This window comes from Thalassospira xianhensis MCCC 1A02616, assembly GCF_003326475.1.
Lineage (GTDB): Bacteria > Pseudomonadota > Alphaproteobacteria > Rhodospirillales > Thalassospiraceae > Thalassospira > Thalassospira xianhensis.
The window spans coordinates 1-26,794 of sequence record NZ_JPWA01000015.1 but is presented as its reverse complement, the minus strand read 5'-3'; the positions used below and the strand labels follow the sequence as shown (position 1 = coordinate 26,794).

Sequence of the window (26,794 nt, the reverse complement as noted above, 5' to 3'; positions counted from 1 at the left end):
CCGTCGGATTCCAGCCGTCCTTATGGCAGGATACGGAGGAGCGGCAATGACAGCGATGACGCTGCAACCGCATTACCGCACGGTCTGGATTTCAGACGTCCATCTCGGAACACGTGGATGTCAGGCAGATCTTCTTTTGGATTTCCTCAATGAAGTAACGGCGGATACCTATTATCTGGTTGGCGATATCATTGACGGCTGGCGGCTTAAGAAAAGCTGGTACTGGCCCGAAAGCCACCACGCCGTTATCACCACAATCATGGACAAGGCCAAGAACGGTGCAAAGGTCATTTTTGTGCCCGGCAACCATGATGAATTCGCCCGTGAGTTTGTCGATATGACCTTCGGGCATGTCGAAGTCAAGATGAACGACATTCACGAGACGGCGGATGGCAGAAAGCTTCTGATCATTCACGGCGACGAGTTTGATGGTGTCGTCAAATATGCCAAGTGGCTCGCCTATCTTGGGGATACGGCCTACAACCTCGCGATTGTCCTGAACCGTTACTACAACGGCATTCGCCGCCGATTGGGTTACGGATACTGGTCGCTGTCGGCCTATCTTAAGAACCGGGTCAAGAACGCGGTCCAGTTCGTCTGCAACTTCGAAAATGCCGTCGCGCACGAAGCCGCCAAACGCAAGGTGGATGGCGTGGTTTGCGGCCATATCCATCATGCCGAGAAACGCATGATTGGCGATGTGCTGTATTGCAATGACGGCGACTGGGTCGAAAGCTGCACCGCGCTTGTCGAAGACAAGGCCGGAAAACTTGAACTGCTTTACTGGGCGGAAATGCGCCAGATGGCGATGACACATTCCCAACCCGGCCGCGATGCAGCCAGTGCGCCGTCCCTTGGACTTGGCAAGCTGATGTCGCTGTTCCGGATTGCCGGGGAAAGTACCCGCACCGCGTCCCGCAGTTCAAAAAAGAACAGCGGCACGCCGATTGGAAAGACCGCATGAGAATATTGATCGTATCCGATGCCTGGTATCCCCAGGTAAATGGAGTAGTGCGTACCCTTGAAACCGTGCGCAACGAACTGGGCGAGATGGGGCATGATGTCCATATCATCTCGCCCGATCAATTCCGGACGATCCCCTGCCCTACCTATCCGGAAATCAGACTGGCTCTGTTTGCCAAACGCAAGCTTGCCCGGATGATTGATGCCCTGCAGCCGGTTGCCATCCATATCGCGACCGAAGGCCCGCTGGGTCAGGCGGCACGTGCTTATTGCCTGAAACGCGAATTGCCGTTTTCATCGGCCTATCACACCCGGTTCCCGGAATATCTGCATGCGCGGACGCGCCTGCCGCTTTCGATTTCCTATCGCGGGATGCGGCGGTTCCATAACAAATCACAATCGGTCATGGTGGCCACGGAAACGCTTCGCGAAGAACTGGCCGATCGCGGCTTTAACAGGCTGAATATCTGGTCGCGGGGTGTTGACCTTAACCTGTTCAAACCACGACCCGATGCAAGTTTCGGGGATTTCCCCAAACCGCACTGGCTGTTTGTTGGCCGGGTGGCGGTTGAAAAGAATATCGGACATTTTCTGGATCTTGACCTGCCGGGGACAAAATTCGTTGTCGGTGACGGGCCGCAACTGACGGAACTGAAATCGAAATATCCGAATGCGCAGTTCCTTGGCAAAAAAATCGGCGAGGAGCTGGCAATTGCCTTTGCCTCGGCCGATGTTTTTGTCTTCCCGAGCAAAACCGACACCTTTGGCCTTGTTATTCTTGAGGCCCTGGCATCGGGAACCCCGGTTGCGGTATTCCCGGTTCAGGGACCAGCCGACATCGTGCGCGGGACCAAGGCAGGTGCCATTGACGCCGACCTGCGCGAAGCCGCCATGGCAGCCCTTGAGCTTGACGGTAAAGACGCACGTGCATTGGCGGAACAATATAGCTGGCGCAATTCAGCCACGCAGTTCCTGCACAATCTGGCACCATTTTCGGGCGGGTTTGACGGGGCTGCGGCAAAACGTCTGGCCGTTGAGGACATCACCGAGGTGAAAGCATCGGTGGAACCGGCAATAGTCATGCCCGTGGAACAACCGGCGCAGTAATCTGCGCCGGTGTTTGGTGTTTTATTCGGTCACCGGGGCAACGTCATAGGGAGCGTCCTTGCCGCGCAGACTTCGACGCAGAATGCCATATGCCCGCATCGCGTTGATCGCATCCGTCCCGAGCCAGCGACGGAAAGGTTTCAACGCAATGTAAACCGGTCGAATAACCCTCACGATATGAGACAGCGGTTTCATTTGGGGCGCGGTCCTGCCGGTTGCCGCCAGATATGCCCGCCATCCCGAACGCAAAAGATCGGGACGGCGTTTGAAGCCGCGTTGGATGGAAAACAGAAACAGCAGGACATCGCGCGCCTGCGCATCGGGCAATGGCATGCGTTTGTTGGGGTCTTCTTCGAAATCGATGAAGCCGATCCTGCCATCATCACGGATGGTCATGTTGCGCAAAAGGGGCGCGCCATGGGTAAAGCCGCTGATGTGCAAATCGGCCAAGGCGGCCCCGGCCTTGGCAATCAGTTCGGCAACGCGGTCTTCATCACCGGCCTTTACCGCATCGCTGATGACGGTTTGCAAAATGGCCCCGTTATCCCCGATTGCAATCCAGTTATCTGTGACCGCCAGAAGATCGGGAACCAGAACCCCCGCCTTCGTCAAGGCATGAATGATTTCAGCCTCGCTCGCCAGACCGGCCTTGCCGCCGGGCGATACGGTCGGGCGCAACATCGGTATCCGCGTCAGGGTCGCGATCAACCGCTGCAGGCGATGCCAGCCCTTTTCCTTTGGCGGAACGGCCTGCTTGACCCAGATACGGCGACCGGCCCAACGCAGCGGAAAAACACGTGCGCCCACACCTTGCGCAATCGTCTGTTCCACGAACACGTGGAGTTGCTCTGTCATTTTTTTATCTTATATGTCGTTTTTCGTGGCCTGCATTCCTGCAAGCCCTGTCAGTATCAGTTAAGTTACGTTGCTGCGGCTTGCCGCACCTGCCCGGGCATGCTAGCAACAGCCCGGAAAGATCAAGATATCCATGATGCCTCATCCATATAGATAGTGTCGGACTGACACAATCGGAAATGGCGTCGCACGACCGGGAAGAATTCATTGCCAAAGCATTCGTTAGATCACACGACAGAACATTGGAACACATTGCCAATGATCAAACGCATCGTTAAGGATGCGGTTGCCCCCTATTTCGGCAAGATTGTTCTGGCTTTGGTTTGCATGGCGCTTATGGCGGCGGCAACCGGCGGCTATGCCTATCTGATGGACCCGGTGATTAACGAGGTCTTCGTCAAAAAGAACCCGGCGATGCTGCTCCCTGTCGGGGTTGCCGTCCTTGCAGCCTTCGCGCTGAAAGGCTTTGCCAATTACGGGCAATCGGTTCTGATGAGCTATGTCGGCGGTCGTATTCTTGCCGATATTCAGAACAAGCTTTACGAGCATGTCATCCGGCTTGATATCGGATTTTTCCACAGCACCAACACCGGCAAACTGATCACGCGCTTTACCAGTGATATCACCGCAATGCGTGCGGCCGTTTCCGTATCGCTGACCGGTTTTGGCAAGGACTTTCTGACCGCCATCGTTCTGATTGGCGTCATGTTCTATCAGGATTGGCAGCTTGCCATCATTGCGTTCACGGTGTTTCCCGCCGCCATCCTGCCGATTGCACGGCTGGGTCGGCGGATGCGCAAGGTTTCAGCCAATACGCAACAGCAGATCGGTGAATTCGCAACCCTTCTGGAACAGACTTTTCAGGGTGTCCGTCATGTCAAAGCCTATGGCATGGAACCCTATGAATGTTCACGAATGGAAAAGCTTGTCGAAACCGTTTTCGATCTGAGCTTCAAGGCCCAGAAAGTCAGCGCGCGTTCGTCCCCCATCATGGAAACACTCGGCGGGGCCGCAATCACGACGATCATCATCTATGGCGGCAGCCGCGTCATTGACGGGGCAAGCGACCCGGGCAGTTTCTTTTCGTTCATTACGGCCCTGCTGCTGGCATATGAACCGGTCAAGCGCCTTGCAAATATCAATATCAACCTGCAGGCCGGTCTTGCAGCATCCCAGCGCGTGTTTACCGTTCTTGATATCGAACCGGAAATTCGCGATGCCGATGATGCCAAAACGCTTGAGGTCAAGGGCGGCGCCATCCAGTTCAAGGATGTCGCGTTTTCCTATAATGATGAAACGACCGCATTACACGATATCAGCCTTGATATCGAAGCCGGTCAGACGATCGCACTTGTCGGGCCCTCGGGTGCCGGTAAATCGACGATCCTGAACCTGATCCCGCGGTTTTACGACATCAATGCAGGTGCGATCACCATTGACGGCCAAGATATTCGCGATGTGACACTGGAAAGCCTGCGTTCGGCAACCGCACTGGTCAGTCAGGAAATCACGCTGTTCGATGATACGGTCCGATCCAACATCGCCTATGGCCGGTTTGGTGCGACCGACGCCGAAATTGAGGAAGCCGCCCGCCACGCGGCAGCGCATGATTTCATCCTGCAGCTTGAAAACGGTTATGACACCATTGTCGGCGAACATGGTGTGAAGCTTTCGGGCGGGCAGCGCCAGCGTATTGCGATTGCGCGGGCAATGTTGAAAAATGCCCCAATCCTGCTTCTGGACGAGGCGACGTCGGCCCTTGATACGGAATCGGAACGCCATATTCAGGGGGCCCTGACCGAGTTGATGAAGGGTCGCACAACGCTTGTTATTGCGCATCGCCTGTCGACAATTATTGATGCCGACAAAATTTGCGTTATTCAGAACGGACGCGTCACGGAACAGGGACGCCATGAAGAATTGCTTGCACTGGGAGGGGCTTACGCCAATCTCTATAATCTGCAATTCTCGGAAGAAACCGAAAATCAGGCCTAAAACATTCGGGATAAACTGGCGTGCAGTTGCATAAGCGGATCATAAAAAGCGATCAGGCGCGTAGCACTTTGTGCTGGCTTGCGGCAGCCTATATCCGGTTCGTCCGGCTCACCGGCCGCTGGCACACGGAAGGCGGGGATCATCCTGCCCATTTCCTGACGGAAGGCAAACCGTTTATCGTGGCTTTCTGGCATCAGCGTTTGCTGATGATGCCCTATACATGGCGTTCGGTTGCCGGTGACCGCCCGTTTAACATGCTGATTTCATCGCATCGCGATGGTGAAATCATTTCCCGCACCATTGGTCATTTCGGGATTGCCACGATTGCAGGGTCAACCGGGCAGGGCAAAGGCGGTGCGGCAGCGTTGCGGCGCATTCTGAAGGCGCTGAAATCCGGTGAAGTCGTCGGCATGACCCCGGATGGACCGCGTGGACCGCGCATGCGGATTTCGGATGGCATTGTGCAGGCGGCAAAGCTTGCAGGCGTTCCGATTTTCCCGCTGACCTATTCGGCATCAAACCGGCGCGTCTTTGACAGTTGGGACCGGTTCGTGCTGCCGCTTCCGTTTTCAAAAGGCGTGTTTAGCTGGGGCGATCCGATCCATATCGGACGGGATCTGGATGATGCCGGGCTGGAGGAAAAGCGGCTGGAGCTGGAAACGGCCTTGACCAGGCTGACACAGCAAAGCGACCGCAAGCTTGGCCTTGACGTGATTGAGCCCGCCGGCCCCGATGAGCTTCCCAAACAGAAGCGTTCGGCCATGGCAACGGCAGAACAGGAAAGCGCCAAATGAGCCTGTTTTACGCCTATCGCGTGGCGACACGGCTTTTGGGTCCGGTACTTGGCATTTATCTGCAACGGCGCAAAAAACGCGGCAAGGAAGATGCAGGACGGATCGGTGAACGGTTCGGTCATGCCAGTGCATTGCGCCCGAAGGGGAAACTCGTCTGGATACATGGTGCCAGTGTTGGCGAATCCCTATCATCCCTGCCGGTGATTGATGCCATTCGTGCGCGTTTTCCCGAAACCTCGATCCTTGTCACCACCGGCACAGTTACGTCGGCGGCAATGATGTATCAACGCCTTCCCAAAGGGGTGATCCATCAGTTCATCCCCATTGATCGGCAGGTTTGCGTTGCGCGTTTTCTGCATCACTGGAAACCGGATGCGGCTCTTTGGCTTGAAAGTGATTTCTGGCCCAATATTCTGACCAAGGCCAAGAAGGCAGGGACAAGACTGGCACTGCTTAATGGCCGCATTTCGGCCCGAAGCTTTAAAAGCTATTCACGATTTCCATCCTTTATCACACCGGTCATTTCCGCATTTGACCTGATCCTGACGCAAGGAAGCAAGGAAACCGAACGGTTCGTTTCCCTTGGCGGCAAGGATGTGCGCGCCGTCGGGAACCTGAAATTTGCAGCCCCCCCGCTGCCGGTCGAAGCCGACGCCCTAACCGAACTGCAATCGCAGATCGGCACCCGCCCGGTATGGCTTGCGGCAAGTACGTTTGAGGGCGAGGAACTGGCCTGCGCACAGGTTCATCAAGCACTTTCGCCAAAACATGAAGGCCTTTTGACAGTTATTGTTCCCCGTCATCCGGATCGTGCTGATGAAATCGAGGCGGATCTGATTGCCCAGGGATTGCGCGTTGCCCGCCGAAGCCTGGGGCACAAAATCACCGAAGATATCGACATCTATCTTGGCGATACGATGGGCGAGATGGGGCTTTATTACCGGGTTGCACCGGTTTGCCTGATCGGAAAATCCCTTTGTGCGTCCGGCGGGCAGAACCCGCTTGAACCGGCACGGCTTGGATGCGCCATTCTGCATGGCCCCGATATGAGCAATTTTAGCGAGATCAGTCAGGAACTTCTTACAGCACACGCCTGCCGACCGGTTGCTGATCGTGACGACCTGACAAGGCAGATTGATATTCTTCTGACCCAACCGGAAAAGGCGAGCGCACTGGCAAATGCCGCCTTGGCATATGCCAATTCAAAGGCCGAGGTTCTCGAACGAACCATTGATGCGATCACCCCGCTTTTAACCGGGGAGGTTGCCAATGCGCGCGCCTGATTTCTGGCTGGCAGACGGCTGCATGGCCAAGGCACTGTCGCCTTTTTCCCTGCTGTGGCGCGCAGGTGCAGGCATTCGGGCGATGACAACAACCATGCGCCATCCGGGATGCAAGGTTTTCTGCGTTGGCAACTTTACCATCGGCGGTGCGGGTAAAACACCGACCGCAATCGCGCTGTATCACACGTTGCACAAAATGGGCATTCAGGCCCATTTCCTGAGCCGTGGATATGGCGGCCGGGAAACCGGCCCGCACCGTGTTGATCCGATGAAGGACACCGCAGCCGATGTCGGGGACGAGCCGCTGCTTCTGGCGCGAACGGCGCCGGCATGGATTTCGCGGGACCGGGGTATGGGCGCCGAAACGGCCAGAAATGCCGGGGCAAAGGCCATCATTCTGGATGACGGACTGCAAAATCCATCGTTAATCAAGGATTGCAGCTTTGCGGTTGTCGACAGCGTTTTCGGGATTGGAAACGGTCGCGTCATTCCCGCAGGCCCGATGCGCGAAACCCTTGAACAGGGATTGGCCAAAGTTCGTGCGATCATTCTGATCGGCGATGGCAATCCGCCGTTCCTGAAAAACCTGCCCGCGTCGGTTCCGGTTTTGCGCGCCCGCATTGTTCCCTGCAATGGTGCCGAATTTGCCGGACGCAGGGTTCTCGCCTTTGCGGGGATTTCCCGCCCGGCCAAATTCCATGATAGTCTGCGCGCAGTCGGTGCCGATATTGTTGCGACCGTCGACTTTGCGGATCATCACCCGTTCCGTGCGGCCGAATTGGCGGAGCTGCATCAAAAAGCCAAGTCGTTGAATGCCGATTTGGTCACGACAGAAAAAGACCTGATGCGCTTGCCTGCCGGGCAGCGGAACGGCATAAACACCCTTGATATTGTGCTGGAATTCGAAGCCCCGGACCAGCTGGAGAAAATAATTACGGCGGTGTTGTCCGATGCCTGAACGCAGTGCCTTTTATCAAGCACGACAGAAATATATTTCCCACCCGTTGCAGGGATTGGGAGCCTATTTTCTGTTTGGCTTTTTCCGGATCATGCCGATTGATCTTGCATCAAAGATCGGTGGCAGCCTTTTACGCACGATTGGCCCGAAGCTTGGTCAAAGCAAGAAAGCCCGAAACAATCTGGTTAAGGCCTTTCCGGAGAAATCGGCAGCAGAAATCGAAACCATCATAACCGATATGTGGGAAAATCTCGGTCGCAGTGTCGCGGAAATCCCCCATCTTCCAAATCTCGTCTGCGGCAGCTCCCGCCTTGAAATTGTGGGCCTTGAAAACGGTCTGGTGACCAAGTCCGATAACAAACCGGGCCTGTTCTTTACCGGCCATATCGGAAACTGGGAAGTTTCGACCAAAATCGGCGATGCGCTTGATATGGATATGATGACCATTTACCGCGCACCGGATAACCCTTGGGTCGACAAACTTTTCAAAAGTGTCCGCAGGGGATTTCGAGGTGAACTGGTGCCAAAGGGATCGAAGGGTGCCCGAAAATTTGCATCCTTCCTGAAACGGGGTGGCCATGCGGCGATGCTGGTTGATCAAAAGCTCAATAACGGGATTGCCGTACCCTTCTTTGGCCGCGATGCAATGACGGCACCAGCCCTGGCACAGTTCGCACTTCGTTATGAATGCCCTGTCATTCCGATCAGGGTGGAACGGCTTAAAGGTGCCTATTTCCGGATGACGTTTTATCCGGACATACAGATCAGCAAAACCGATGATCCAAAGGCAGATACGTTGCGCATCATGACCGATGTTAACGCGATCATGGAAAACTGGATCCGCGAACGGCCCGCACAATGGTTGTGGCTTCACAAACGCTGGCCGAACTGATCATCGTTAATCGCACCCGGCATTAACCGAATGGGAACACCCTTGCAGCAGACTGGTGGATACCTCTCCACCTTGTCCGGGGGAAGTTCCCTTTTGCTGCGTTTCGTCGTCCCGCTTTTTCTGATTTTTGTTGGTTCAATGTTTGCCGTCTGGCCGTCATTCGCGCTGGAAGGTGATGTTGGCAAGATAGAAAGCAGTTCAAAGAATGTGCGGATACGGATTGCCGAACTTGATCAGCAATTGCAGACACATCTGCGAGAAGCCGTTGAAAAGTTCGGGGATCGCCAGATCGAGTGCGGCAAGAGTGCCGAGAAAAAGCCGCTGTCTGATTGCATCGCCGAAGACGGTGATGATCTGACCCAAACCAGACTGTCAATCGCGCGCACCAAAGATGGCGACGTGAAAGACGGCCCGCTTGACGAGCTTGCCGCGACCGAAGAACGCTTTGCGATGTTCATCGAACGCATGAACAAAACCAACGATCTTCTGTCACGTGCCGGGGCCAAGATGTATCGAACGAGTTTCGATATCACACCGGAAATGGATCAGCTTCGCCGACAGGTTATCGCCTATGTCGAACGCAAACAGGAATATGATCTGCGTCTCAATCAGGCCATGTTGATTGCAGGTGTGACGCTTGTCCTGATTGCCATTTTCGCGATGATTTTTTTTGCCACACGACGCATTCGGGGAAATTAACAGCGATCATCATTTGTCGCAGGACAAATTGCATTGATAATGCGGTCAATCCCCTTTACCGAGTGGCGTAAGAGCTATCGCCCGAGGAAACCATAATGACACAGGCCTACTGGCAGGACATTCTGGTCGCATTGCGCCAGATCATCCGCGCAACCGATCTTCATTCCAAACGAATGATGAAAGCCTGTGGCCTGACCATCCCGCAGGTGATGGTCCTGCGCGCGATTGACGAATTGCAGAACGTCACGGTGCGTCGCATTTCCAATCATGTGTCACTGAGCCAGGCAACGGTTACCACAATCCTGAACCGCCTTGAACAGCGCGGGCTCGCAGAGCGCCGTCGCAGCACCACGGACAAGCGCGTGGTCAATACGGTTCTGACGGAGGCAGGTCAGAACGTATTAAAAGCAGCCCCCACCATGCTGCACGAAGAATTCATATCGCAGTTCGATGCCCTGCCAGATTGGGAAAAAACGCAGCTTCTGTCATCCATGCAGCGAGTTGCCACCATGATGAATGCGGAAAATATAGATGCGGCTCCGTTGCTTGACGTCCGCCCTGCGGACGAAATTCCGCGTTAAGCTGGTTCAAGCCGGATTACAGATCGGTAATCACAAATTGATGGCCATTACGTCGGGCATCCCCCACCGCATTGAATTTTGTGCCGTCGCCACTGACCTTGGCGGCGTGAACACCGCCAAAGAACATATCCTCCGCATCCCAGCGCTGCTGGTCTTCCAGGCTAAGACCATCCAGAAGCGCTCCGTCAAATCCCGGTTCGACCGACAAAAGACTGTCTTCGACATGAAGTCGCGGTGCCGCCACCGCCCCATGTAGGGTCATGTCATAGGCATCGATATTCAGCATCACCTGCAACATGGTCGAACGAATGCGGTTTGACCCGCCAGATCCAAGTGCAATCGCATCACCATTCGCCGCCAGATACAGGGCCGGGGTCATCATTGACGTCATGCGCACACCGCACGGCCAGTGATGGAACCCATCGGGTGACAGATCAGCTTCGCCCAGCATGTTGTTAAGCATGATCCCGGTCCCAGGAACCATCCGCCCGGAACAGGACCCGTTCGAGATTGTTGCGGCGGCGAGATTGCCATCACCATCAACCACGGAAATATGGGTCGTGCCATTCTGGCTAAGCGGACGTTCGCCGATCATCGAGCGGTAGGATTCGCAGAATTCATCGGCAAGGATTGCTGGGCTTGCGCCATGTTCGCTACGTGCCAGCCCGGTGACATGAAGAATGCGCGAAATCGCTTCAAGATGACGGGCCGATCCAAATGCCCCGAGTTCAATTTCGCGCGCAAGCTTAAGCCCGAACCCGACCAGAACCCCGCCCGATGCAGGCGGCGGATTTAAAACAAACCGTCCGTTGCGTCCGGCAATCAATAGCGGATCACGGACCAGAACCCGGTATGCCGCCAAATCAGCGCCTGTAAGATAGCCACCATATTCCCGGCATTCGGTCACTAGCGCATGACCAAGATCGCCGTGATAAAAACCATCAGCCCCGGTTCGCAGCAGATATTCAATGCTGTCGGCCATATCGGACTGATGATGAAGATCGCCCTCGCCCAACAGTTCGAACCCGTCTTCGGCCTGATGTCCCGGCGACCCAAAAACCGCCCGGCTATCAGAAGAAAACGCCAGAAGCGGCGTCACAATCCCCATGACATATCGCTGAAACGCATCCAGTCTGATCCCGTCACGTGCGGCGGTAATTGCCGGTTCGGCCAGCATCGCCATCGGCAATGATCCAAGATCGTCATGCAGCTTGAAAATACCGGCAACCACGCCCGGCGTTGCAACCGAACCGTATCCGCCGTGAAATTCCTGGGTAACGCCACCGGTAAATGTCGCAAACCGGCTTTCAAATTCAAGTTCCTCGCGCGGGCGTTTGGCAAGCGGGGTTTCGACAAAGAAATCATAAAGCCTTGGCGGTTTTCCCGCCGGACGGGTCATGACAAATCCGCCACCGCCCAGCGACGCCAGAACCGGCTCCGCCACGCATGCCGTCCACATCGCAGCGGTGATCGCGTCAAAGGCATTGCCGCCTGCCTCAAGCACATCGGCAGCCGCGCGTGCTGTGACATCATGTCCTGCGGCGACGGCTCCGTGCTTTTTCATGGCAGACGTTCCCTATTGTTTATCCATCATCAATTGCTGGCCTTTGCCTTTGCGGCCTTTTGTGCGTCTTCCATCGGCGGCACAAGAAGGGCCGCGTCAACGCGCGCATCCCCGACATTGATCCGCCAATCGAGATGCGGCCCGGTTGCACGGCCGCTTGCCCCGACCTTGGCAATTGGATCACCCTGACGAACCACATCACCAACTTTCACATCGATTTCCGACAAATGCAAAAAGGCCGAAACCATGCCAAGCCCGTGATCGATGAACAGGGTCGCCCCGGAAAAATACATATCGGGATGCGCCAGCGTCACAATCCCGTCAGCCGGTGCGACGACCTCGGTGCCGGTCGGAACGGCGATGTCTACTCCCCAATGCGGGGCACGCGGTTCGCCATTCAAAATGCGTTGCGATCCATATACACCGCTGATCGGGCCGAGAACCGGCCAGATAAAGCCGTTCTTGTAAAATTCCTGCGTGAAACGCTCGACACGTGCTTCACGGGCCTGACGCGAATCATCCTTGATCCGATCCATGACTTTCGGATCCGGTGTCACCATCTTGGGTGGCAGGCCATCAATCCGCTGGATATCAAATTCGCGATCACCGATGTCATAGGCATATTCTTCGACTGCCCCATCAGCCTTGCGCAGGGTCAGCTTGGCGGGGCCTTCGTAATCGCGTGGAAAGCCAAGGATAAACGCCCCGTCCGGCCCGATCGTATCAATCGCATTGCCATCCAGAAGGATGCTGCTTCCGGGGTCGGTCTGCCCGAACACGATGCCGCCCTGAACAAACTGGCCCTCATAGGTTGGTTCGGCCGCGATCGCACCGAAACACGATACGATCAAACCGGTTGTCGCCAGAAACGTGGTCATTCCGAAACGCATCACAAAAGGCTCCCTTGCCTGTCATCATCTTTGGGGGCCGGGTCTTTTTTCCGGGCCGGTTTCGGTTTGGATGCGGATTTCGGCGCGACTGTGGCAACCGGTGCCGCCTCGGGCTCTCCAGAGGAATACGTCCCTGCTGTTACATCGGCACGTCCATCCTGCATTTCCAGAATGTAACCCTGCCCGGCAATCAGATCCGATGCCCTGCCGATCAAACCTTCGTCCGCACCGCGCACCACGGCAAAACCGCGTTTGAGAACATTGCGATAGGAATAGCTTTCCAGAAGACGGTCATAGCGCGCCAGTCCTTCGGCTTCGCGGTTCAGGATATTTTTAACCGCCGCCTGCATCCGAGCAGCCAGATCGTCGATCTGTTTGTGATCACGTGCGATATCGCGTTTGGCATTTGCCGGGCGAAGTCCGGCGGCCGCCTGATCAAGTCGGGCCTTTTGCATCTGGATCGCGGACTTGATCGCCCCATCCAGCCGCAGACCAGCATTTTCCAACCGTCCGCGTTTTTCCGAAAGCTGTTCGCGCGGACTGACCAGCCGTGCCCCGGCTTCGTTCAGACGCGCACGCGCCTGCTGTAAAACACTGCCTGCCGCACGCGGCAGTCGATCCGACCAGTTATCAAGGGTCTGGCTGCGTTCTTCAAGCATCCGGCGCGGATCGCCAAGGCCACGCGCAAGGCTTTCAAGGGCGGTGCGTTTTTCCACGCCAAGCCGACGGACGGCCTGCGTCAGACGAAGGCCGTCTTCCTCGACCTGGCCGATCAGATCAAGCCGCACGGGAACGGCCTTTTCCGCAGCCCCCGTCGGGGTGGGCGCGCGCAGGTCGGACACAAAATCAATCAGGGTGGTATCGGTTTCATGGCCGACCGCCGAGATCACCGGAATGTCGGATTCCGCCACCGCACGGGCAATGATTTCCTCGTTAAACGCCCAAAGGTCTTCAAGTGACCCGCCACCGCGCGCGACGATCAGGACATCGGGGCGCGGAATATTGCCATAAGGCAAAAGATCGTTGAAACCGCGCACCGCCTGCGCGACCTGTTCGGCAGCACCGGTTCCCTGCACCACCACGGGCCATAACAAAACCCGGCGCGGGAAACGTTCGCGAAGCCGATGCATGATATCGCGGATAACCGCCCCGGTTGGGGATGTTACAATCCCGATGACATCAGGCAGGAACGGGATCGGCTTTTTGCGATCCGCATCAAACAGTCCTTCGGCGGCAAGTTTCTTTTTGCGTTCTTCCAGAAGTTTCAGAAGCGCGCCTTCGCCCGCGACTTCCATCGTTTCGATGACAATCTGGTATTTCGACCGGCCCGGGAATGTCGTCAATCGCCCGGTAACAATGACTTCCATGCCGTCTTCGGGTGCAAGGCCAAGTTTGGATGCCTGCCCGCGCCAGCACACACCATCCAGCACCGCCTGATCATCCTTGAGCGCCAGATAAAGATGGCCGCTGCTGGCACGTTTGAAACCGGAAATCTCGCCGCGCACACGCACAAACGAAAACGCATCCTCGACCGTGCGTTTAAGCGCGTTGGAAAGATCGGAGACCGAAAATTCCGGCAGATTTCCCGGTTTCGCGGGTTCTTCGGGCATGGGAGCGAACGGGTCGAACAAATCTTGCGTCATCAAGGGCACTTTATGCTAAAAGCCCGCATAAATTTTCAAGCGGGATGGGGTGCAAGCCTAGTTCATCCCGTCTGGACCATCAAGCAGTCGGACACGTAATCGAGGTTAAAATCATGAAGGTTCTGGTCGTTGGCGGTGGCGGACGTGAACATGCATTGTGCTGGGCAATTGCCAAGAGCCCGCGCTTGACCAAACTTTGGTGTGCACCGGGCAATGCCGGGATTGCCGATTCCGCGCAATGTGTTGCCATTTCCGATAGCGATATTGACGGCCTTGTGAAATTTGCCACCGACAATGCGGTCGATCTGGTTGTTGTCGGCCCCGAGGCCCCGTTGGTCGCGGGCCTTGTTGATGCGTTGGATGCAGTTGGCATCAAATCGTTTGGCTGTTCAAAGGCTGCTGCACAGCTTGAAGGCTCCAAGGGTTTCATGAAGGACATGGTGGCAAAGTTTGGCGTCCCGTCCGCTGCCTATGGCCGTTTCACCACGCCTGACGATGCCCGTGCCTTTGTTGAAAAACACGGTGCCCCGATTGTTGTCAAAACCGACGGCCTTGCCGCGGGCAAGGGTGTGACGATTTGCCAGACAGTTGATGAAGCCCTTGCCGCGATTGACGAATGCATGGTCGGTGGCAAATTCGGCGATGCCGGTGCGGAGTTGGTGATCGAGGAATTCATGACCGGCGAAGAAGCATCCTTCTTTGCGGTTTGTGACGGTGAAAACGTCATCCCGCTAATTGCAGCACAGGATCACAAAGCGGTCGGCGAAGGCGATACCGGCCCGAATACCGGTGGTATGGGCGCCTATTCCCCCGCCCCGGTCTTTACGCAATCGGTTGAGGACAAGGTCATGGAACAGATCATTGTTCCGACCGTCAAGGGCATGGCCGCCGAAGGCCATCCGTTCAAGGGGGTTTTGTTTGCCGGTCTGATGATTGACGATGCGGGCAATCCGAAACTGATCGAATACAACATCCGTTTTGGCGATCCGGAATGCCAGGTTCTGATGACGCGTCTGAAATCGGATGTGCTTGATATCCTTGATGGGGCAGCGACCGGCAAACTCGATACCGTCGAACCCGAATGGCATTATGAAACCGCCATGGTCGTTGTCATGGCCGCCAAGGGGTATCCGGGCAGCTACGAAAAAGGTACCGAGATCAAAAACGTGGCCGATGCCGATGCAATGGACAAGGTCAAGGTCCTGCATGCGGGCACGAAAATGGATGGTGACAAACTGACCGCGACGGGCGGTCGTGTTCTTGGCGTTACCGCACGCGGCACGTCGGTGACCGAGGCGCAGAAACGCGCCTATCAGGCCGTTGACGCCATTGACTGGCCGGGCGGTTTTTGCCGCCGTGATATCGGCTGGCGCGCGATTGCACGCGAACAGAAGTAAGCCTTTGAATTGAAAAAGACCGGGTCATGCAGCCCGGTCTTTTTTCATACCTGTGTGATAACGCACAGTACATTCCCCATTCGGGCCATGTTCGATGGTGGCATCCACACCGAACACATCACGCAAATTTTCCGATGTCAGAATGTCGGCAGGGCTGCCGATCCCGACCAGTTCCCCATCACGCATCATGGCAATCCGGTCGCAATACATCGCGGCATGGTTAAGATCGTGCAGGGCGGCCACCACGGTAACCGGCAATTCGCGCACCAGTTCCAGCAATCCAAGCTGATGACGGATGTCCAGATGGTTTGTCGGCTCGTCCAGTAGCAGGAATTTTGGCTCCTGCGCCAGTGCGCGCGCGATATGAACCCGCTGCTTTTCACCGCCCGAAAGCGTATGCCAGAACCGGTCAGCCAGATGGGTCATATCAACATCGCCGAGCGCACGTTCCACAATCGCATCATCGCGTTCCGACCAAGGCGACAGCATGCTGAGATAAGGTGTGCGCCCCAGTGCCACCGCCTCGCGCGCGGTCAAGCGGTCTGTGGTGTCGGCCTGCTGTTCGACAAAGCCGATCTGCCGGGCCAGTTTGCGACGGCCATGCTTTTTCATGTCCTGCCCTGCCAACATCGCGCGCCCCTGATCAGGTGGACGAATACCGGCCAAAACCGACATCAAACTTGTTTTGCCCGATCCGTTCGGCCCGATCAGGCCCAGAAACTCGCCCGGTTTAACACGGAGCGAGACATTTTTGATGATCTTGCGAAAACCGGCAGACCAGACGATATCGCACAGTTCCAGGGTCATCGCAAAATCCTTCCGTGACACAGGATCAGGGCAAAGGCCGGCGCCCCGACAAGGGCAGTAATCACACCGATTGGCAACACCTGCCCCGGAACGATCACGCGTGAGATGACATCGGCACAGACCAGAAACAGTGCGCCGATCAACGCCGATAACGGCAATACCAGCCCATGGCGCGTTCCGACAAAAAAGCGCGCGGCATGCGGGATCACCAGTCCAACAAAGCCGATGGCCCCCACAATGCTGACCATCACCGCCGTCATCATTGCGGCAGCGGCAATCAGCACGGCATAAACCCGCCTGACCGGGACACCAAGCGATGCTGCGGATTCACGACCAAATGTAAAGGCATCAAGTGCGCGTGCATGCCAGAGACACACGACAAGCCCGGCAATAGCCACGGGCAAGGCCAGCCACACGTCGGGCCAGCGCACGCCGCTAAGATTGCCCAGAAGCCAGAACATGATGCCGCGCGCCTGTTCGGCACTGGCCGATTTGGTGACAATGAAGGATGTCAGGGCGTTAAACATCTGCGACCCGGCAATCCCGGCCAGAATGATCGCCCCCGTGCCGCGCCCTGCCTGTAATGCCAGAACGGTCACAAAGGCAAATGCCGCCACTGCGCCGATAAATGCACCAAGTGACAGCGAAAGCATCCCGGCCCCAAGACCAAGGATCACGATACTGACCGCCCCCGTCGATGCCCCGGCTGAAATGCCCAGCAAGTAAGGATCGGCAAGACTGTTACGCAAAAGCGCCTGCAAGACCGCCCCGGAAACAGCAAGTGCCGCCCCGCAACTTGCAGCAACAATCGCGCGGCTCAGCCGATAGTTCCAGATAATACCGGCATCAATCGCATCCACCGGATGCCCGGCATCCCATAAGTGATTGGCAATCGTATCGATCACCGTACCCACCGGGATTGCCGTTTCGCCCACCGATGCGGCAACCGCCAGGACCGCTGCCAGCAACATCAGCGCGGCAAATGCCACGCTGATGCGTTTGATGAAAACAGGGCTGGAAATGATATTCCCGATCATTGGCCCGATCACTGGGTTGCCTCGAACGCCTCGATTGCCTTGGCCAGCGTTTCAATGCCGTCGATTGTCCGCATGGTCGGGTTCATCGACTGGGCATCCATGACGACGATATTTCCGCTTTTGACCGCATTCATCTGACGGGTTACCGGATCGGATTTCAGGAACTGCATTTTAAGTTCCCAGTCATCGGCCGGAAAACGACGACGATCCATTTTGCCAATCACAATGATATCGGGATTGGTTCGTGCGATGGTTTCCCACCCGACTGTGGGCCATTCATCATCACTGTCGATGACATTCTCCACACCTAGGATCGACATGACATAGGCCGGTGCGCCTTTCTGCCCGGCAACAAACGGATCAACATCGATTTCAGCACTGGAGAACCAGAACAGTGCCGAAATTCCCTTGCCATTCACGGCGGCCACTTTTTCTCGCGCCGCTTTTTCGCGGGCTTTGAAATCGGCAATCAGATCAGCGCCGCGTTCCTCGACATCGAAGATTTTCGAAAGGTCGGCTATCCCCTGATAGATCTGATCCATCGAAAAGGCATCAATCCGCGTTCCGTCACCGCCCGTGGTGTTGTCCTTACCGACGCAATCGGCTGGCGCGGTATAGACCGGGATTGAAAGTTCAGCAAACTGGTCAATCGTTCCGACCTTGCCATTCGGGCCGATATGCCATTGGAACTGGGTTGCGACCATATCGGGTTTCTGTCCGACCACACTTTCAAAGCTGGGATCGTTGTCTGCCAGACGCGGGATGGTTTCATTGACCTGCCGGAATTCTTCCTGCACCGGGCCAAGCCACACCGCCGTTCCGACCACCCTGTCAGCCAGCCCCAGCAGATAGAGCAGTTCCGTACTGCTTTGACCAAGCGATACGACACGGTTCGGAGCCTGATCAAAGGTCAGGGTTCGACCACAATTTTCCAGTGTAAGCGGATATTCCGTCGCAGATGCGTATTGTGCGAAAGAAGCCAGTCCTGCAGCAAACACCCCGACTGCAAGAACCTTTTTGTTCAATTCAATCACTTTGCGTCCTTTCATGGATATGCCGATCCGGAATTTCATTTCCCGACCGGACATACCAAACCAATAAATGTTATGTTATAACATAACATCAAAGTTACTATGGTCAAGGGACTGGCTAAAGTGCTGAAAAATGGCGGGAAATGCCGGGATCCAAGGGCGGTCCAATGGCTTTCAGCCCGCCCGGAACGGTGACATATACCGACATCCTCCGGGGCACCCCGCCCGGTCCGTCGTATTCATGTCAGCAGGTCTCCTGGCTCGCGGGTCGTTGTGTTTTCCTGCCTTCCCGGGAAATATCCCAGTGGCTTTCAGAAGGAAACACTCACCGCCTACAGTTGCGGGGGCAGCTTCGGTTAACCGTCTTCACGGACGGCTTCGAATTCCCTTTATCCTTATCGGATACTGACATTTATCGGTGTCACATAGTCACGAAGGCCGGTCAAGCCAATTGCGAATAAATCGCAATGATTACAATTTTCAATAGGCGTTCGCCGCCGCCGTGCCATCGCCGCCCAGCCGCCCAAGGATCGCCGAGACATCGCGCATCGGCGGTGCGCCGAACATGCGGGCATATTCACGACTGAACTGTGATGCGCTTTCATATCCGACTTCATAGGCCGCGGTCGCCGCATCCTTCATTTCCGTCAGCATCATCTGGCGCGCCATCGTCAGGCGAAGGCGTTTCTGATACTGCAGCGGGCTCATGGAGGTGACCTGCTTGAAATGATGATGGAAGGAGGACGGGCTCATATTCGCCTGTGCCGCCAGATCATCGACCCGAAGCGGTGCGGCAAAATCGTCCTTCATCAGACGGATGATTTTGGAAATGCGCTGCATGTTGCTGCCGCCCATTCCGATTTGTGCAATTCGGGCACCCTGAAGTCCGCGCAGAAGGCGATAATGCACCTCGCGCAGAAGCATCGGTGCCATCACGGAAATATCGTCTTTCTCATCGCACAGGCGCAACAGGCGCATCACGGCATCCAGCAAGGTATCGCTGGCGTTATCGACATGAAGCCCGCAATCGCTTTCGGATGCCGATCCGACCTGAAGATCAATCTGGGTGACAAGATCGCCCAACATCTGACCATCCAGTTCAATCGACAAGCTGCGATAAGGAAGTGCTGCACTGGCATTTGTCACACAACCGACAATCGGCAGGTCGACCGACGCCACCAGATACTTTCCGGGGGCGTAACTGAAAACCGCCTCGCCCAGAGTGACCTCTTTGGCACCTGACGCGATGATACAAAGGCATGGCTTGTAGATTGTCGGGACTTTCATCGAGGGCCCGGTCGCACGATACAAGTGCATCGCATCCACCGGCGTCTGGGTAACACCTTCTTTTTCGCAGTATTTGTCAATCAGATCAGACATCTCTTCGAATACAGACATCACCAAACTCCTTTGTTTCTCTAATATGAACTATAGCGATCCGGACTGTACTGAAAAGCGGTTTTCGTACTGTTCGGAGAATCAGGCAATTGATCAAGAGTTATGTGTATTCATCAAATTGCTGTTTGCAATCACATTGAGCGCCATCAACCAAACACGGAGGACGTCATGTCGCTTATGTCCAGCAATGTTGAAAACAAGGTCGTCGTTATCACCGGTGCCAGCAGCGGGATTGGCGAAGCTACGGCAAAACTTCTGGCTGAAAATGGTGCAAAGGTCGTTCTTGCGGCCCGCCGCACGGCCAAGCTCCATTCCATCGTCGCCGAAATCGAAGCCGAAGGCGGCACCGCCACATGCCGCGCGGTTGATGTCACCGATGCCGACGATGTCGAAGCACTGGTCTATTTCGCCAAAAACACCTATGGCCGCGTTGATGTGATGTTTAACAATGCCGGCGTCATGCCCCTGTCGCCACTTGCCGAACTGAAAATCGACGAGTGGAACAAGATGATCGACGTCAATATCCGTGGCGTTCTGAACGGTATTGCCGCCACCCTGCCATTGTTCAAGGAACAGGGCGGTGGTCATATCATCAACACCGCATCAATCGGGGCGCATCTGGTATCGCCGACCGCCGCGGTTTACTGCGCCACCAAATACGCCGTCTGGGCCATTTCCGATGGCCTGCGTCAGGAAAGCCGGGATATCCGCGTTACCATGGTTTCGCCGGGTGTTACCGAAACCGAACTTGGCAACGATATCACCGATGACAGCGCCAAGGGCTTCCTCGGCGAACTGCGCAAAACCGCCCTTAGCCCGATTTCGATTGCCTGGTCTGTCCTTTATGCAATCGCCCAGCCCGACAGCGTAGATATCAACGAGATCATCGTGCGCCCGACGGCATCGGCATATTGATCCGTACCGCCCAAGGAGGCCCGCATGGCACGTCATATGTTTGCGTCTTCTATCACCAGTCTTCTGATGCTGTTTTCCAGCACAGCCACCGCACAGGAGGATACCGTCATGTCCGGAACCGCGTCGAACGATCCGCATCCCTATGTCGGCATGTGGGTCACGGCAGACGGCAATATCCGTCAGGAATTGCTGGCCAATGGACGTTATGACGAGGCGCGCGGCAATCGCCAGTCCGCCTATCAGGGACGTTACGAAATTTCCGGCAATCACATCGATTACTGGGATGATACCGGCTTTACCGCGGATGGCTATTTCGAAGATGGCGTTCTGTATCACGCCGGAATGGTGATGTATCGCCAGCCGCTGCAATAGATTTCAGAACTTCAGAGCCCCACTGCACCGGTTAACCCCGATGCAGACCCCGCAAGGAACGGTATCCAATGGACGGATGCCGTTCCTTTTTCATCTGTGAAATATGACGATGATCAGCTTGCCGTCGCCGGCACATTGTCGGTCCGGGCATTCAATTGGCCAGCGGTTGCAAAGGTGAACAGATCAATCGGTTCGGAAAGCCCCCGCACATCCATTTGCCCGATTTTGCGAAAATCATCTGCGGCCAGATATTTTGTCGTTGTGCCCGAAATCAGAACCTCGGTCCCGAGTTCCTTGTTCATGACCTCAAGCCTTGCAGCAAGGTTCACCGTATCACCATGCACGGTATAGCTTTGTCGCCCACCGCCACCGACACTTCCAGCGATGACCGTTCCGGTGCAGATACCGATCCGGGTTTGAATGTGAATACCGGCAAAATCGCGCTGATGAACAAGATCATTGATCTCGCGGGCGGCCCGGATGGCACATCCGGCATGATCAGCATCCTCGACCGGGACATTGAAGGTCGCCAGAACGGCATCCCCCTGAAACTGCGTAATCACGCCGTGATGGCGGGTGATGATCTGTGAAACCGCATCGAAATAGGCATTCAGAACTTCGACAATCCCCTTTGGCCCGATGGTTTCGGTCAGCTTGGTAAAATCTGCCACGTCCGCAAACAGGATGGTTGCCTCACGCTCGATCGGGGACAGTGTCCCGCGTTTGGAAATCAGCACTTCGGCAACAGCGGGTGGCACATACTGGCCGAAAACATCGGAAATGGCGCTGCGTTCCTGTTCGGCCTCGATCTGGCGACGGACCGTATGACGCGCCCGCCACATGACAAACCCAATCAGGATCGCCACGACGACGAGCGCAAGCGCTTCCTGGGCACGGCTCCAGGCGCCGATAAAATCGGGGCTAAAAAAATAGGTCATAAAAGTCTGGGTATCGGGCGATGTGCCGATATCCTGCCAGTCATAGGTCTGTTCCATGTCGCGGATGGCATAGGCAAACGCGCCAAGCCATCCGGCGGCCCCGCAAATCCCGGCCCATAAAACAAGCCCCGGCGAAAAACTGAACGCCGCCACACCAAGAATAATGAAATAAAACGGGAATATCGGCGTTCTGAAGATCACGACCTGGGGCAGATCGACATGGTCAAATACCGGCTGCGTCGCAATCAGAAGCGACAGGAACCCGATATCAAGCGCAATGAACAGATATTTGGTCCAGTTCCGGTCATAGGATGAACCGATAATGCGGTAATGGATAACGCCAAGCCCGGCAAAGACACCAAGCGCAATCAGATATTCAATGGCACGTAGTGGATCGCCTGATCGCGACGCGACAAGCCAGACCCCCATCAGAACCAGCGCAACCAACCGCCCCTTGATCGCCAGGCGAAGGCCTTTCTGTTCTGCCTCGTGGAAAATGGCGGCCTGCTCCGATTTTCCGATAACAGCTTGCTGCATGAAAATGCCCTTATGCGATGGCGACCCCGCCATTTTAAACGATTGCAAGTTTATTTAGGCAGACATCGAACATACCGCTATGCGAAAAATGCAGATATTACGATCTTGAATTCGCCATGTTTTATCCCGATTACGTCCACACTGTCCGGTATAGTTCCGGACATCTTAAATTAACGGGACCTGATTGATGACGACTTCTGTGGAACGCAGACGATTTCTGAAATCCATGGCCGCTGCCGGGCTGATCCTGCCGGGCATGTCGATGGTCAATGGTGCCTCGGCCGCGAATGAAAAACTTGATCTTGGCGAACCGCAAAGCTTCAGCTTTGACGCCCTGATCAAGCGCGCCGAAGCCATGGCAAAATCGCCTTACGAGCCGCCTGTCGCCCCCGACCCCGAAATTGTCGGCAAGATCGATTACGACATCCACGGCAAGCTGCATTACAAGCGCGAATTTTCGCCTTATGCTGATGGTTCGGGCACCTATCCGCTGACCTTCTTCCATCTCGGTATGTATTTCGCCAAACCGGTTCACATGTATCTGGTTGACGGTGGCAAATCGCGCGAAGTGGTTTATACGCCGGATTATTTCGACATGCCCGAAGACAGCATTGCACGCAAGCTTTCGGAAAACAGCGGCTTTGCCGGGTTCCGTCTGCATGAAAATGTGGAACGCGATGACTGGAAAACCCAGGACTGGGCAGCGTTTCTTGGCGCGTCCTATTTCCGTGCCATCGGCGATGAAGGCCAATACGGCCTGTCTGCGCGCGGCATTGTTGTCAATACGGCAACATCGCAGCCTGAAGAATTCCCTGATTTCCGCGAATTTTATATCGAGCCGGCAAAATCGGCCAATGCCCCGGTTACGGTCTATGCCCTGCTGGATGGCCCCAGCATCACGGGTGCCTATCGGTTCTATCTGACGCGCGGCGAAGGGGTGACGATGGATGTCGAAAAACATCTGTTCCTGCGCAAGGATATCGAACGCCTTGGCATCGCACCGCTGACCAGCATGTTCTGGTATTCAGAACAGAACAAATCATTCCGCTTTGACTGGCGTCCCGAAGTCCATGACAGCGACGGGCTGGAACTTTGGACCGGGAATGGCGAACGCATCTGGCGTCAGTTGAACAATCCGGAAATCATCCGCACGTCGGCATTTAGCGATAAAAACCCGCGTGGGTTTGGACTTATGCAGCGGGATCGCGAAGTCAGCCATTATCTTGACGGTGTACGTTATCACCGCCGCCCCAGCCTGTGGGTCGAACCGCTTGGCGCATGGGAAGACGGTGCCGTGCAGCTTGTCGAAATCCCGACCGATGACGAAATCCACGATAATATCGGCGCCTTCTGGGTGCCAAATGCACCGGCCAAGGCAGGCAACAGCTATCAGTTCCGCTATCGCCTGTATTGGCAGGCACAGAATCCGTTCCCGATGGACAAGCTTGCCCATGCGACCGCCACCCGTATGGGCCGCGGCGGCAATCCGGGCACGGTCCGTCCGAAGGATGAGTTGAAATTCTCGGTCGAGTTCGAGGGGGACATCCTTGGAACCCTGGCCTATGGTGAGTTCCCGGAAGTCATTGTTTCCACCTCGCGCGGGGAAATTGTCCGTACCAAGATCGAGCCGATCATGGATACCCGTATCTGGCGTGCGGCGTTTGACCTTAAAGTCGAGGGCAACGAGCCGGTTGATTTGCGGATGTATCTGAAACGTGGTGATGCCCCGCTTAGTGAAACGTGGATGTTCCAACATTTGCCGGGACTTCGCGGGCAGACACGCGAATAAAAACAAAGGCCCGTCATTTTGACGGGCCTTTTATTTTTGATCTTGGATCCTAGCGTAACGACCCAAAGAATTCTTTCAGAAGCTTGCCTGCCTCGACCTCGCCAATTCCGCCATAGACTTCAGGGCGATGATGGCAGCTTGTGCTTTCAAACACGCGCGGGCCGTGATCAATGCCGCCGCTTTTAGGGTCATAAGCCCCGAAATAAACGCGCCGCAGGCGGGCAAACGAGATGGCAGTTGCGCACATCGGACAGGGTTCCAGCGTGACATACAGATCGCAATTGGGCAGGCGCGGTTCACCCTTGGCCCCGGCAGCGGCCCGAATCACAAGGATTTCGGCATGGGCTGTCGGATCATTGAGTTCCTCGGTCAGATTGCCGGCACGCGCCAGCACCTCGCCGCTGTCGGCATCGACAAGAACCGCACCGACCGGCACCTCGCCACGCCTTGCGGCTGCGCGCGCCTCTTCCAGCGCCATATCCATATAGCTGTCTGCGCTCATGATTTGCTTTCCATCCCGGAATAATGAGTTGACCGCAGCATCATCATACCCGGCCCATCGCACTGTCTGTTGACTGTTTTTCTTGAGTTTTAAGGATATGAGATTGCAATCTGTGCAAGGATCGGTCAAGCGGTGATAAGATCATGGCCGATTGCACATATGCGTGAATTGCCGTTGCCCTTCTAACGCACCGGGGTTAGTTTCCGGCCAAATTCATGGCATCGCCAGCAAACATAGCGACCAACCGCCACCACCAACGGGATTTGACAGATCATGAGTGCCAGAAAACCGATCATCGGCATTACCCTTGATTCCGAGGAACCCGGCGGCTATTCCAAATTCCCTTGGTATGCCCTACGCGAAAACTATGCTGGTGCAGTGACGGCTGCGGGCGGCATTCCCATGCCCCTGCCCCACGAGGTCGAACTGGTTCCCGATCTGCTTGATCTGATTGACGGGCTTGTTGTCACCGGTGGTGCGTTTGATGTCGATCCCAGCCTGTTTGGGGCCGAAGAACGCCATGACACGGTCGTCACCAAAGACCGCCGCACCAAGTTTGAATGGGCCATGGCCGAAGGTGCACTTAAACGCAACATGCCGGTTCTGGGCATCTGCGGCGGGCAACAATTACTGAATGTGATCCTTGGCGGATCGTTGATCCAGCATATCCCAGACAGTGTTGAAAACTGCCTGCCACATGAACAACCCAACCCGCGCAACGAGCCGGGGCATGATGTGACCGTCGAAGCCGGTACCCTGCTTTCGCGCATTGTCGGCGATGTCAAAAGCCTGTCGGTCAATTCCGCCCATCATCAGGCCGTTGATAAGGTTGGCCCGAATGTAATCATCAATTCCGTCGCCCCGGATGGCGTGATCGAAGGGATTGAACATCCGGGATATCGTTATTGTCTTGGGGTGCAGTGGCATCCCGAATTTCATATCAGTTCGGGCGATGCGAAAATCTTCGACGCCCTGATTTCCGAGGCCCGCAAATGAGCGACCAGACCCCGAACCCGACCGAAGATACCGAAGAAAGCAAACCCGAACGCATTGCCAAACGCATTGCGCGTTCCGGTGTTTGTTCGCGTCGTGATGCCGAACGCATGATCGAGGAAGGTCTGGTGAAGCTGAACGGAAAGGTGCTTGATAGCCCAGCCGTAACCGTCACCGACGAGGACGAGATTTACGTCAATGGCAAACCCTTGCCGCAAAAGGAAAAGCCGCGCCTGTGGCGTCTGTTTAAAAAACGCGGGCTGGTCACCAGCCACCGTGACGAGCAGGGCCGCGATACGGTTTTCGAACATCTGCCAAGCTATATGCCACGCGTGATTTCGGTCGGTCGTCTTGATCTGAATTCCGAGGGTCTTTTGCTGTTGACCAATGATGGCGAGCTTGCCCGTTATCTTGAACTGCCTGCAACCGGCTGGGCACGCCGTTATCGGGTGCGCGTGCATGGCCGGATTGACGAGGCCAAACTCAAACAGCTTGAAGACGGTGTCACGGTTGACGGGATCAATTACGGGTCGATTCAGGCCGAAGTTGACGTTCAGAAAGACAGCAATGCCTGGATGACCGTGACCCTTCGCGAAGGCAAAAACCGTGAAATCCGCCGCGTGATGGAACATCTTGGCTGGCCGGTAACCCGTTTGATGCGCGTGTCCTATGGCCCGTTCCAGTTAGGCAATCTGGCACCCGGCGATTGCGAGGAAATCACCGGCAAGGTGATGAAAGAACAGCTGGCCGCGTTCTTCAAGGGTGATTACAGCAAGATTTCCGAAAAGAAATCGGTCGCGCGCGGCGGCACCGGCCGCCCCAAGGCACCGCGTACCGTATTTGGCAAACCCGCC

The 26,794-nt window shown here is 55.8% G+C and carries 25 protein-coding genes and 1 riboswitch; of the genes, 15 read left to right on the top strand and 10 right to left on the bottom strand.

All coding sequences use genetic code 11. The annotated features are described in order from the left end of the window. The first annotated feature begins 46 nt into the window (after positions 1–46). Positions 47–964: a UDP-2,3-diacylglucosamine diphosphatase gene (locus TH5_RS13310; RefSeq protein WP_114122282.1), complete on the top strand. Its 918-nt coding sequence runs from the start codon at positions 47–49 to the stop codon at positions 962–964. Beyond that, positions 961–2,070, top strand: a complete 1,110-nt coding sequence (locus TH5_RS13305) for a glycosyltransferase family 4 protein (protein WP_114122281.1) — start codon at positions 961–963, stop codon at positions 2,068–2,070. The genes TH5_RS13310 and TH5_RS13305 overlap by 4 nt, the downstream gene beginning before the upstream one ends. Before the next feature lie 21 nt (positions 2,071–2,091). On the opposite strand, the gene TH5_RS13300 is transcribed toward TH5_RS13305, so the two are convergent. Continuing rightward, positions 2,092–2,925 (bottom strand): BUD32 family EKC/KEOPS complex subunit, encoded by an 834-nt coding sequence (locus tag TH5_RS13300; protein WP_114122280.1) that lies wholly within the window; start codon positions 2,923–2,925, stop codon positions 2,092–2,094. A gap of 258 nt (positions 2,926–3,183) precedes the next feature. Here TH5_RS13300 and TH5_RS13295 point away from each other — a divergent pair, with 258 nt between their 5' ends. From TH5_RS13295 to TH5_RS13265, 7 genes are all read left to right on the top strand, one after another. Then, complete coding sequence (locus TH5_RS13295) at positions 3,184–4,920, top strand: ABC transporter ATP-binding protein (RefSeq protein WP_114122279.1); 1,737 nt, start codon at positions 3,184–3,186, stop codon at positions 4,918–4,920. 20 nt (positions 4,921–4,940) lie between these two features. After that, entirely contained in the window at positions 4,941–5,714 is a 774-nt protein-coding gene (locus tag TH5_RS13290; RefSeq protein ID WP_114122278.1) for a lysophospholipid acyltransferase family protein, read from the top strand. After that, entirely contained in the window at positions 5,711–6,997 is a 1,287-nt protein-coding gene (locus tag TH5_RS13285) for a 3-deoxy-D-manno-octulosonic acid transferase (protein WP_062950661.1), read from the top strand. The genes TH5_RS13290 and TH5_RS13285 overlap by 4 nt, the downstream gene beginning before the upstream one ends. Beyond that, on the top strand, positions 6,984–7,955 hold the full coding sequence (gene lpxK, locus TH5_RS13280; RefSeq protein WP_114122277.1) for a tetraacyldisaccharide 4'-kinase: 972 nt from the start codon (positions 6,984–6,986) through the stop codon (positions 7,953–7,955). The genes TH5_RS13285 and lpxK overlap by 14 nt, the downstream gene beginning before the upstream one ends. Further along, positions 7,948–8,847 carry an LpxL/LpxP family acyltransferase gene (locus TH5_RS13275; RefSeq protein ID WP_114122276.1) on the top strand — a complete coding sequence of 300 codons (900 nt, stop codon included), beginning with the start codon at positions 7,948–7,950 and terminating at the stop codon, positions 8,845–8,847. The genes lpxK and TH5_RS13275 overlap by 8 nt, the downstream gene beginning before the upstream one ends. A gap of 93 nt (positions 8,848–8,940) precedes the next feature. Continuing rightward, positions 8,941–9,546 (top strand): hypothetical protein, encoded by a 606-nt coding sequence (locus TH5_RS13270; protein WP_114111628.1) that lies wholly within the window; start codon positions 8,941–8,943, stop codon positions 9,544–9,546. Between the two features lie 95 nt (positions 9,547–9,641). After that, positions 9,642–10,127: a MarR family winged helix-turn-helix transcriptional regulator gene (locus TH5_RS13265; protein ID WP_062950673.1), complete on the top strand. Its 486-nt coding sequence runs from the start codon at positions 9,642–9,644 to the stop codon at positions 10,125–10,127. Positions 10,128–10,143: 16 nt separating this feature from the next. On the opposite strand, the gene TH5_RS13260 is transcribed toward TH5_RS13265, so the two are convergent. From TH5_RS13260 to xseA, 3 genes are read right to left on the bottom strand one after another with little or no spacing between them, the layout of a single operon-like run. Then, the gene (locus TH5_RS13260) at positions 10,144–11,691 is read right to left on the bottom strand and encodes a gamma-glutamyltransferase family protein (protein ID WP_114122275.1); all 1,548 of its coding nucleotides are present in this window, start codon (positions 11,689–11,691) and stop codon (positions 10,144–10,146) included. A gap of 29 nt (positions 11,692–11,720) precedes the next feature. Beyond that, positions 11,721–12,581 carry a M23 family metallopeptidase gene (locus TH5_RS13255; RefSeq protein ID WP_114122274.1) on the bottom strand — a complete coding sequence of 287 codons (861 nt, stop codon included), beginning with the start codon at positions 12,579–12,581 and terminating at the stop codon, positions 11,721–11,723. Then, complete coding sequence (xseA, locus tag TH5_RS13250; RefSeq protein WP_114122273.1) at positions 12,581–14,224, bottom strand: exodeoxyribonuclease VII large subunit; 1,644 nt, start codon at positions 14,222–14,224, stop codon at positions 12,581–12,583. Before xseA ends, TH5_RS13255 begins: the two co-directional genes overlap by 1 nt. Before the next feature lie 113 nt (positions 14,225–14,337). Here xseA and purD point away from each other — a divergent pair, with 113 nt between their 5' ends. Further along, positions 14,338–15,621, top strand: coding sequence for a phosphoribosylamine--glycine ligase (gene purD, locus TH5_RS13245; protein ID WP_114122272.1), 1,284 nt, complete (start codon positions 14,338–14,340; stop codon positions 15,619–15,621). 24 nt (positions 15,622–15,645) lie between these two features. On the opposite strand, the gene TH5_RS13240 is transcribed toward purD, so the two are convergent. From TH5_RS13240 to TH5_RS13225, 4 genes are all read right to left on the bottom strand, one after another. Then, positions 15,646–16,428, bottom strand: a complete 783-nt coding sequence (locus TH5_RS13240) for an ABC transporter ATP-binding protein (protein ID WP_114122271.1) — start codon at positions 16,426–16,428, stop codon at positions 15,646–15,648. Then, the gene (locus tag TH5_RS13235) at positions 16,425–17,465 is read right to left on the bottom strand and encodes a FecCD family ABC transporter permease (protein WP_114122270.1); all 1,041 of its coding nucleotides are present in this window, start codon (positions 17,463–17,465) and stop codon (positions 16,425–16,427) included. Before TH5_RS13235 ends, TH5_RS13240 begins: the two co-directional genes overlap by 4 nt. A gap of 8 nt (positions 17,466–17,473) precedes the next feature. Further along, on the bottom strand, positions 17,474–18,514 hold the full coding sequence (locus TH5_RS13230; protein ID WP_244204912.1) for an ABC transporter substrate-binding protein: 1,041 nt from the start codon (positions 18,512–18,514) through the stop codon (positions 17,474–17,476). A gap of 211 nt (positions 18,515–18,725) precedes the next feature. Then, positions 18,726–18,921: riboswitch (cobalamin riboswitch) on the bottom strand. Between the two features lie 55 nt (positions 18,922–18,976). Next, positions 18,977–19,894: an AraC family transcriptional regulator gene (locus tag TH5_RS13225; RefSeq protein WP_114122269.1), complete on the bottom strand. Its 918-nt coding sequence runs from the start codon at positions 19,892–19,894 to the stop codon at positions 18,977–18,979. A gap of 168 nt (positions 19,895–20,062) precedes the next feature. Between TH5_RS13225 and TH5_RS13220 the strand changes: the two genes are divergently transcribed. Together TH5_RS13220 and TH5_RS13215 are read left to right on the top strand one after the other, a co-directional pair. Further along, positions 20,063–20,809 carry an SDR family oxidoreductase gene (locus TH5_RS13220; protein ID WP_181850075.1) on the top strand — a complete coding sequence of 249 codons (747 nt, stop codon included), beginning with the start codon at positions 20,063–20,065 and terminating at the stop codon, positions 20,807–20,809. 24 nt (positions 20,810–20,833) lie between these two features. Further along, positions 20,834–21,181, top strand: coding sequence for an Atu4866 domain-containing protein (locus tag TH5_RS13215; protein ID WP_062950683.1), 348 nt, complete (start codon positions 20,834–20,836; stop codon positions 21,179–21,181). Between the two features lie 113 nt (positions 21,182–21,294). On the opposite strand, the gene TH5_RS13210 is transcribed toward TH5_RS13215, so the two are convergent. Further along, entirely contained in the window at positions 21,295–22,656 is a 1,362-nt protein-coding gene (locus tag TH5_RS13210) for an adenylate/guanylate cyclase domain-containing protein (protein WP_167443550.1), read from the bottom strand. A 187-nt stretch (positions 22,657–22,843) separates the two neighbouring features. Here TH5_RS13210 and TH5_RS13205 point away from each other — a divergent pair, with 187 nt between their 5' ends. Continuing rightward, positions 22,844–24,445: an OpgD/OpgG family glucan biosynthesis protein gene (locus tag TH5_RS13205; protein WP_097051125.1), complete on the top strand. Its 1,602-nt coding sequence runs from the start codon at positions 22,844–22,846 to the stop codon at positions 24,443–24,445. Between the two features lie 49 nt (positions 24,446–24,494). Here the strand turns inward: TH5_RS13205 and TH5_RS13200 are convergent, their stop codons facing one another. Next, a complete protein-coding gene (locus TH5_RS13200) occupies positions 24,495–24,947 on the bottom strand; it encodes a nucleoside deaminase (protein WP_097051126.1) in 453 nt (150 codons plus the stop codon). Positions 24,948–25,220: 273 nt separating this feature from the next. Between TH5_RS13200 and TH5_RS13195 the strand changes: the two genes are divergently transcribed. Together TH5_RS13195 and TH5_RS13190 are read left to right on the top strand one after the other, a co-directional pair. After that, positions 25,221–25,943 (top strand): gamma-glutamyl-gamma-aminobutyrate hydrolase family protein, encoded by a 723-nt coding sequence (locus TH5_RS13195; RefSeq protein WP_097051127.1) that lies wholly within the window; start codon positions 25,221–25,223, stop codon positions 25,941–25,943. Beyond that, positions 25,940–26,794 (top strand): pseudouridine synthase (locus TH5_RS13190; RefSeq protein ID WP_147250105.1); only part of this gene is annotated, 855 nt, incomplete at its 3' end. The genes TH5_RS13195 and TH5_RS13190, both read left to right, overlap by 4 nt.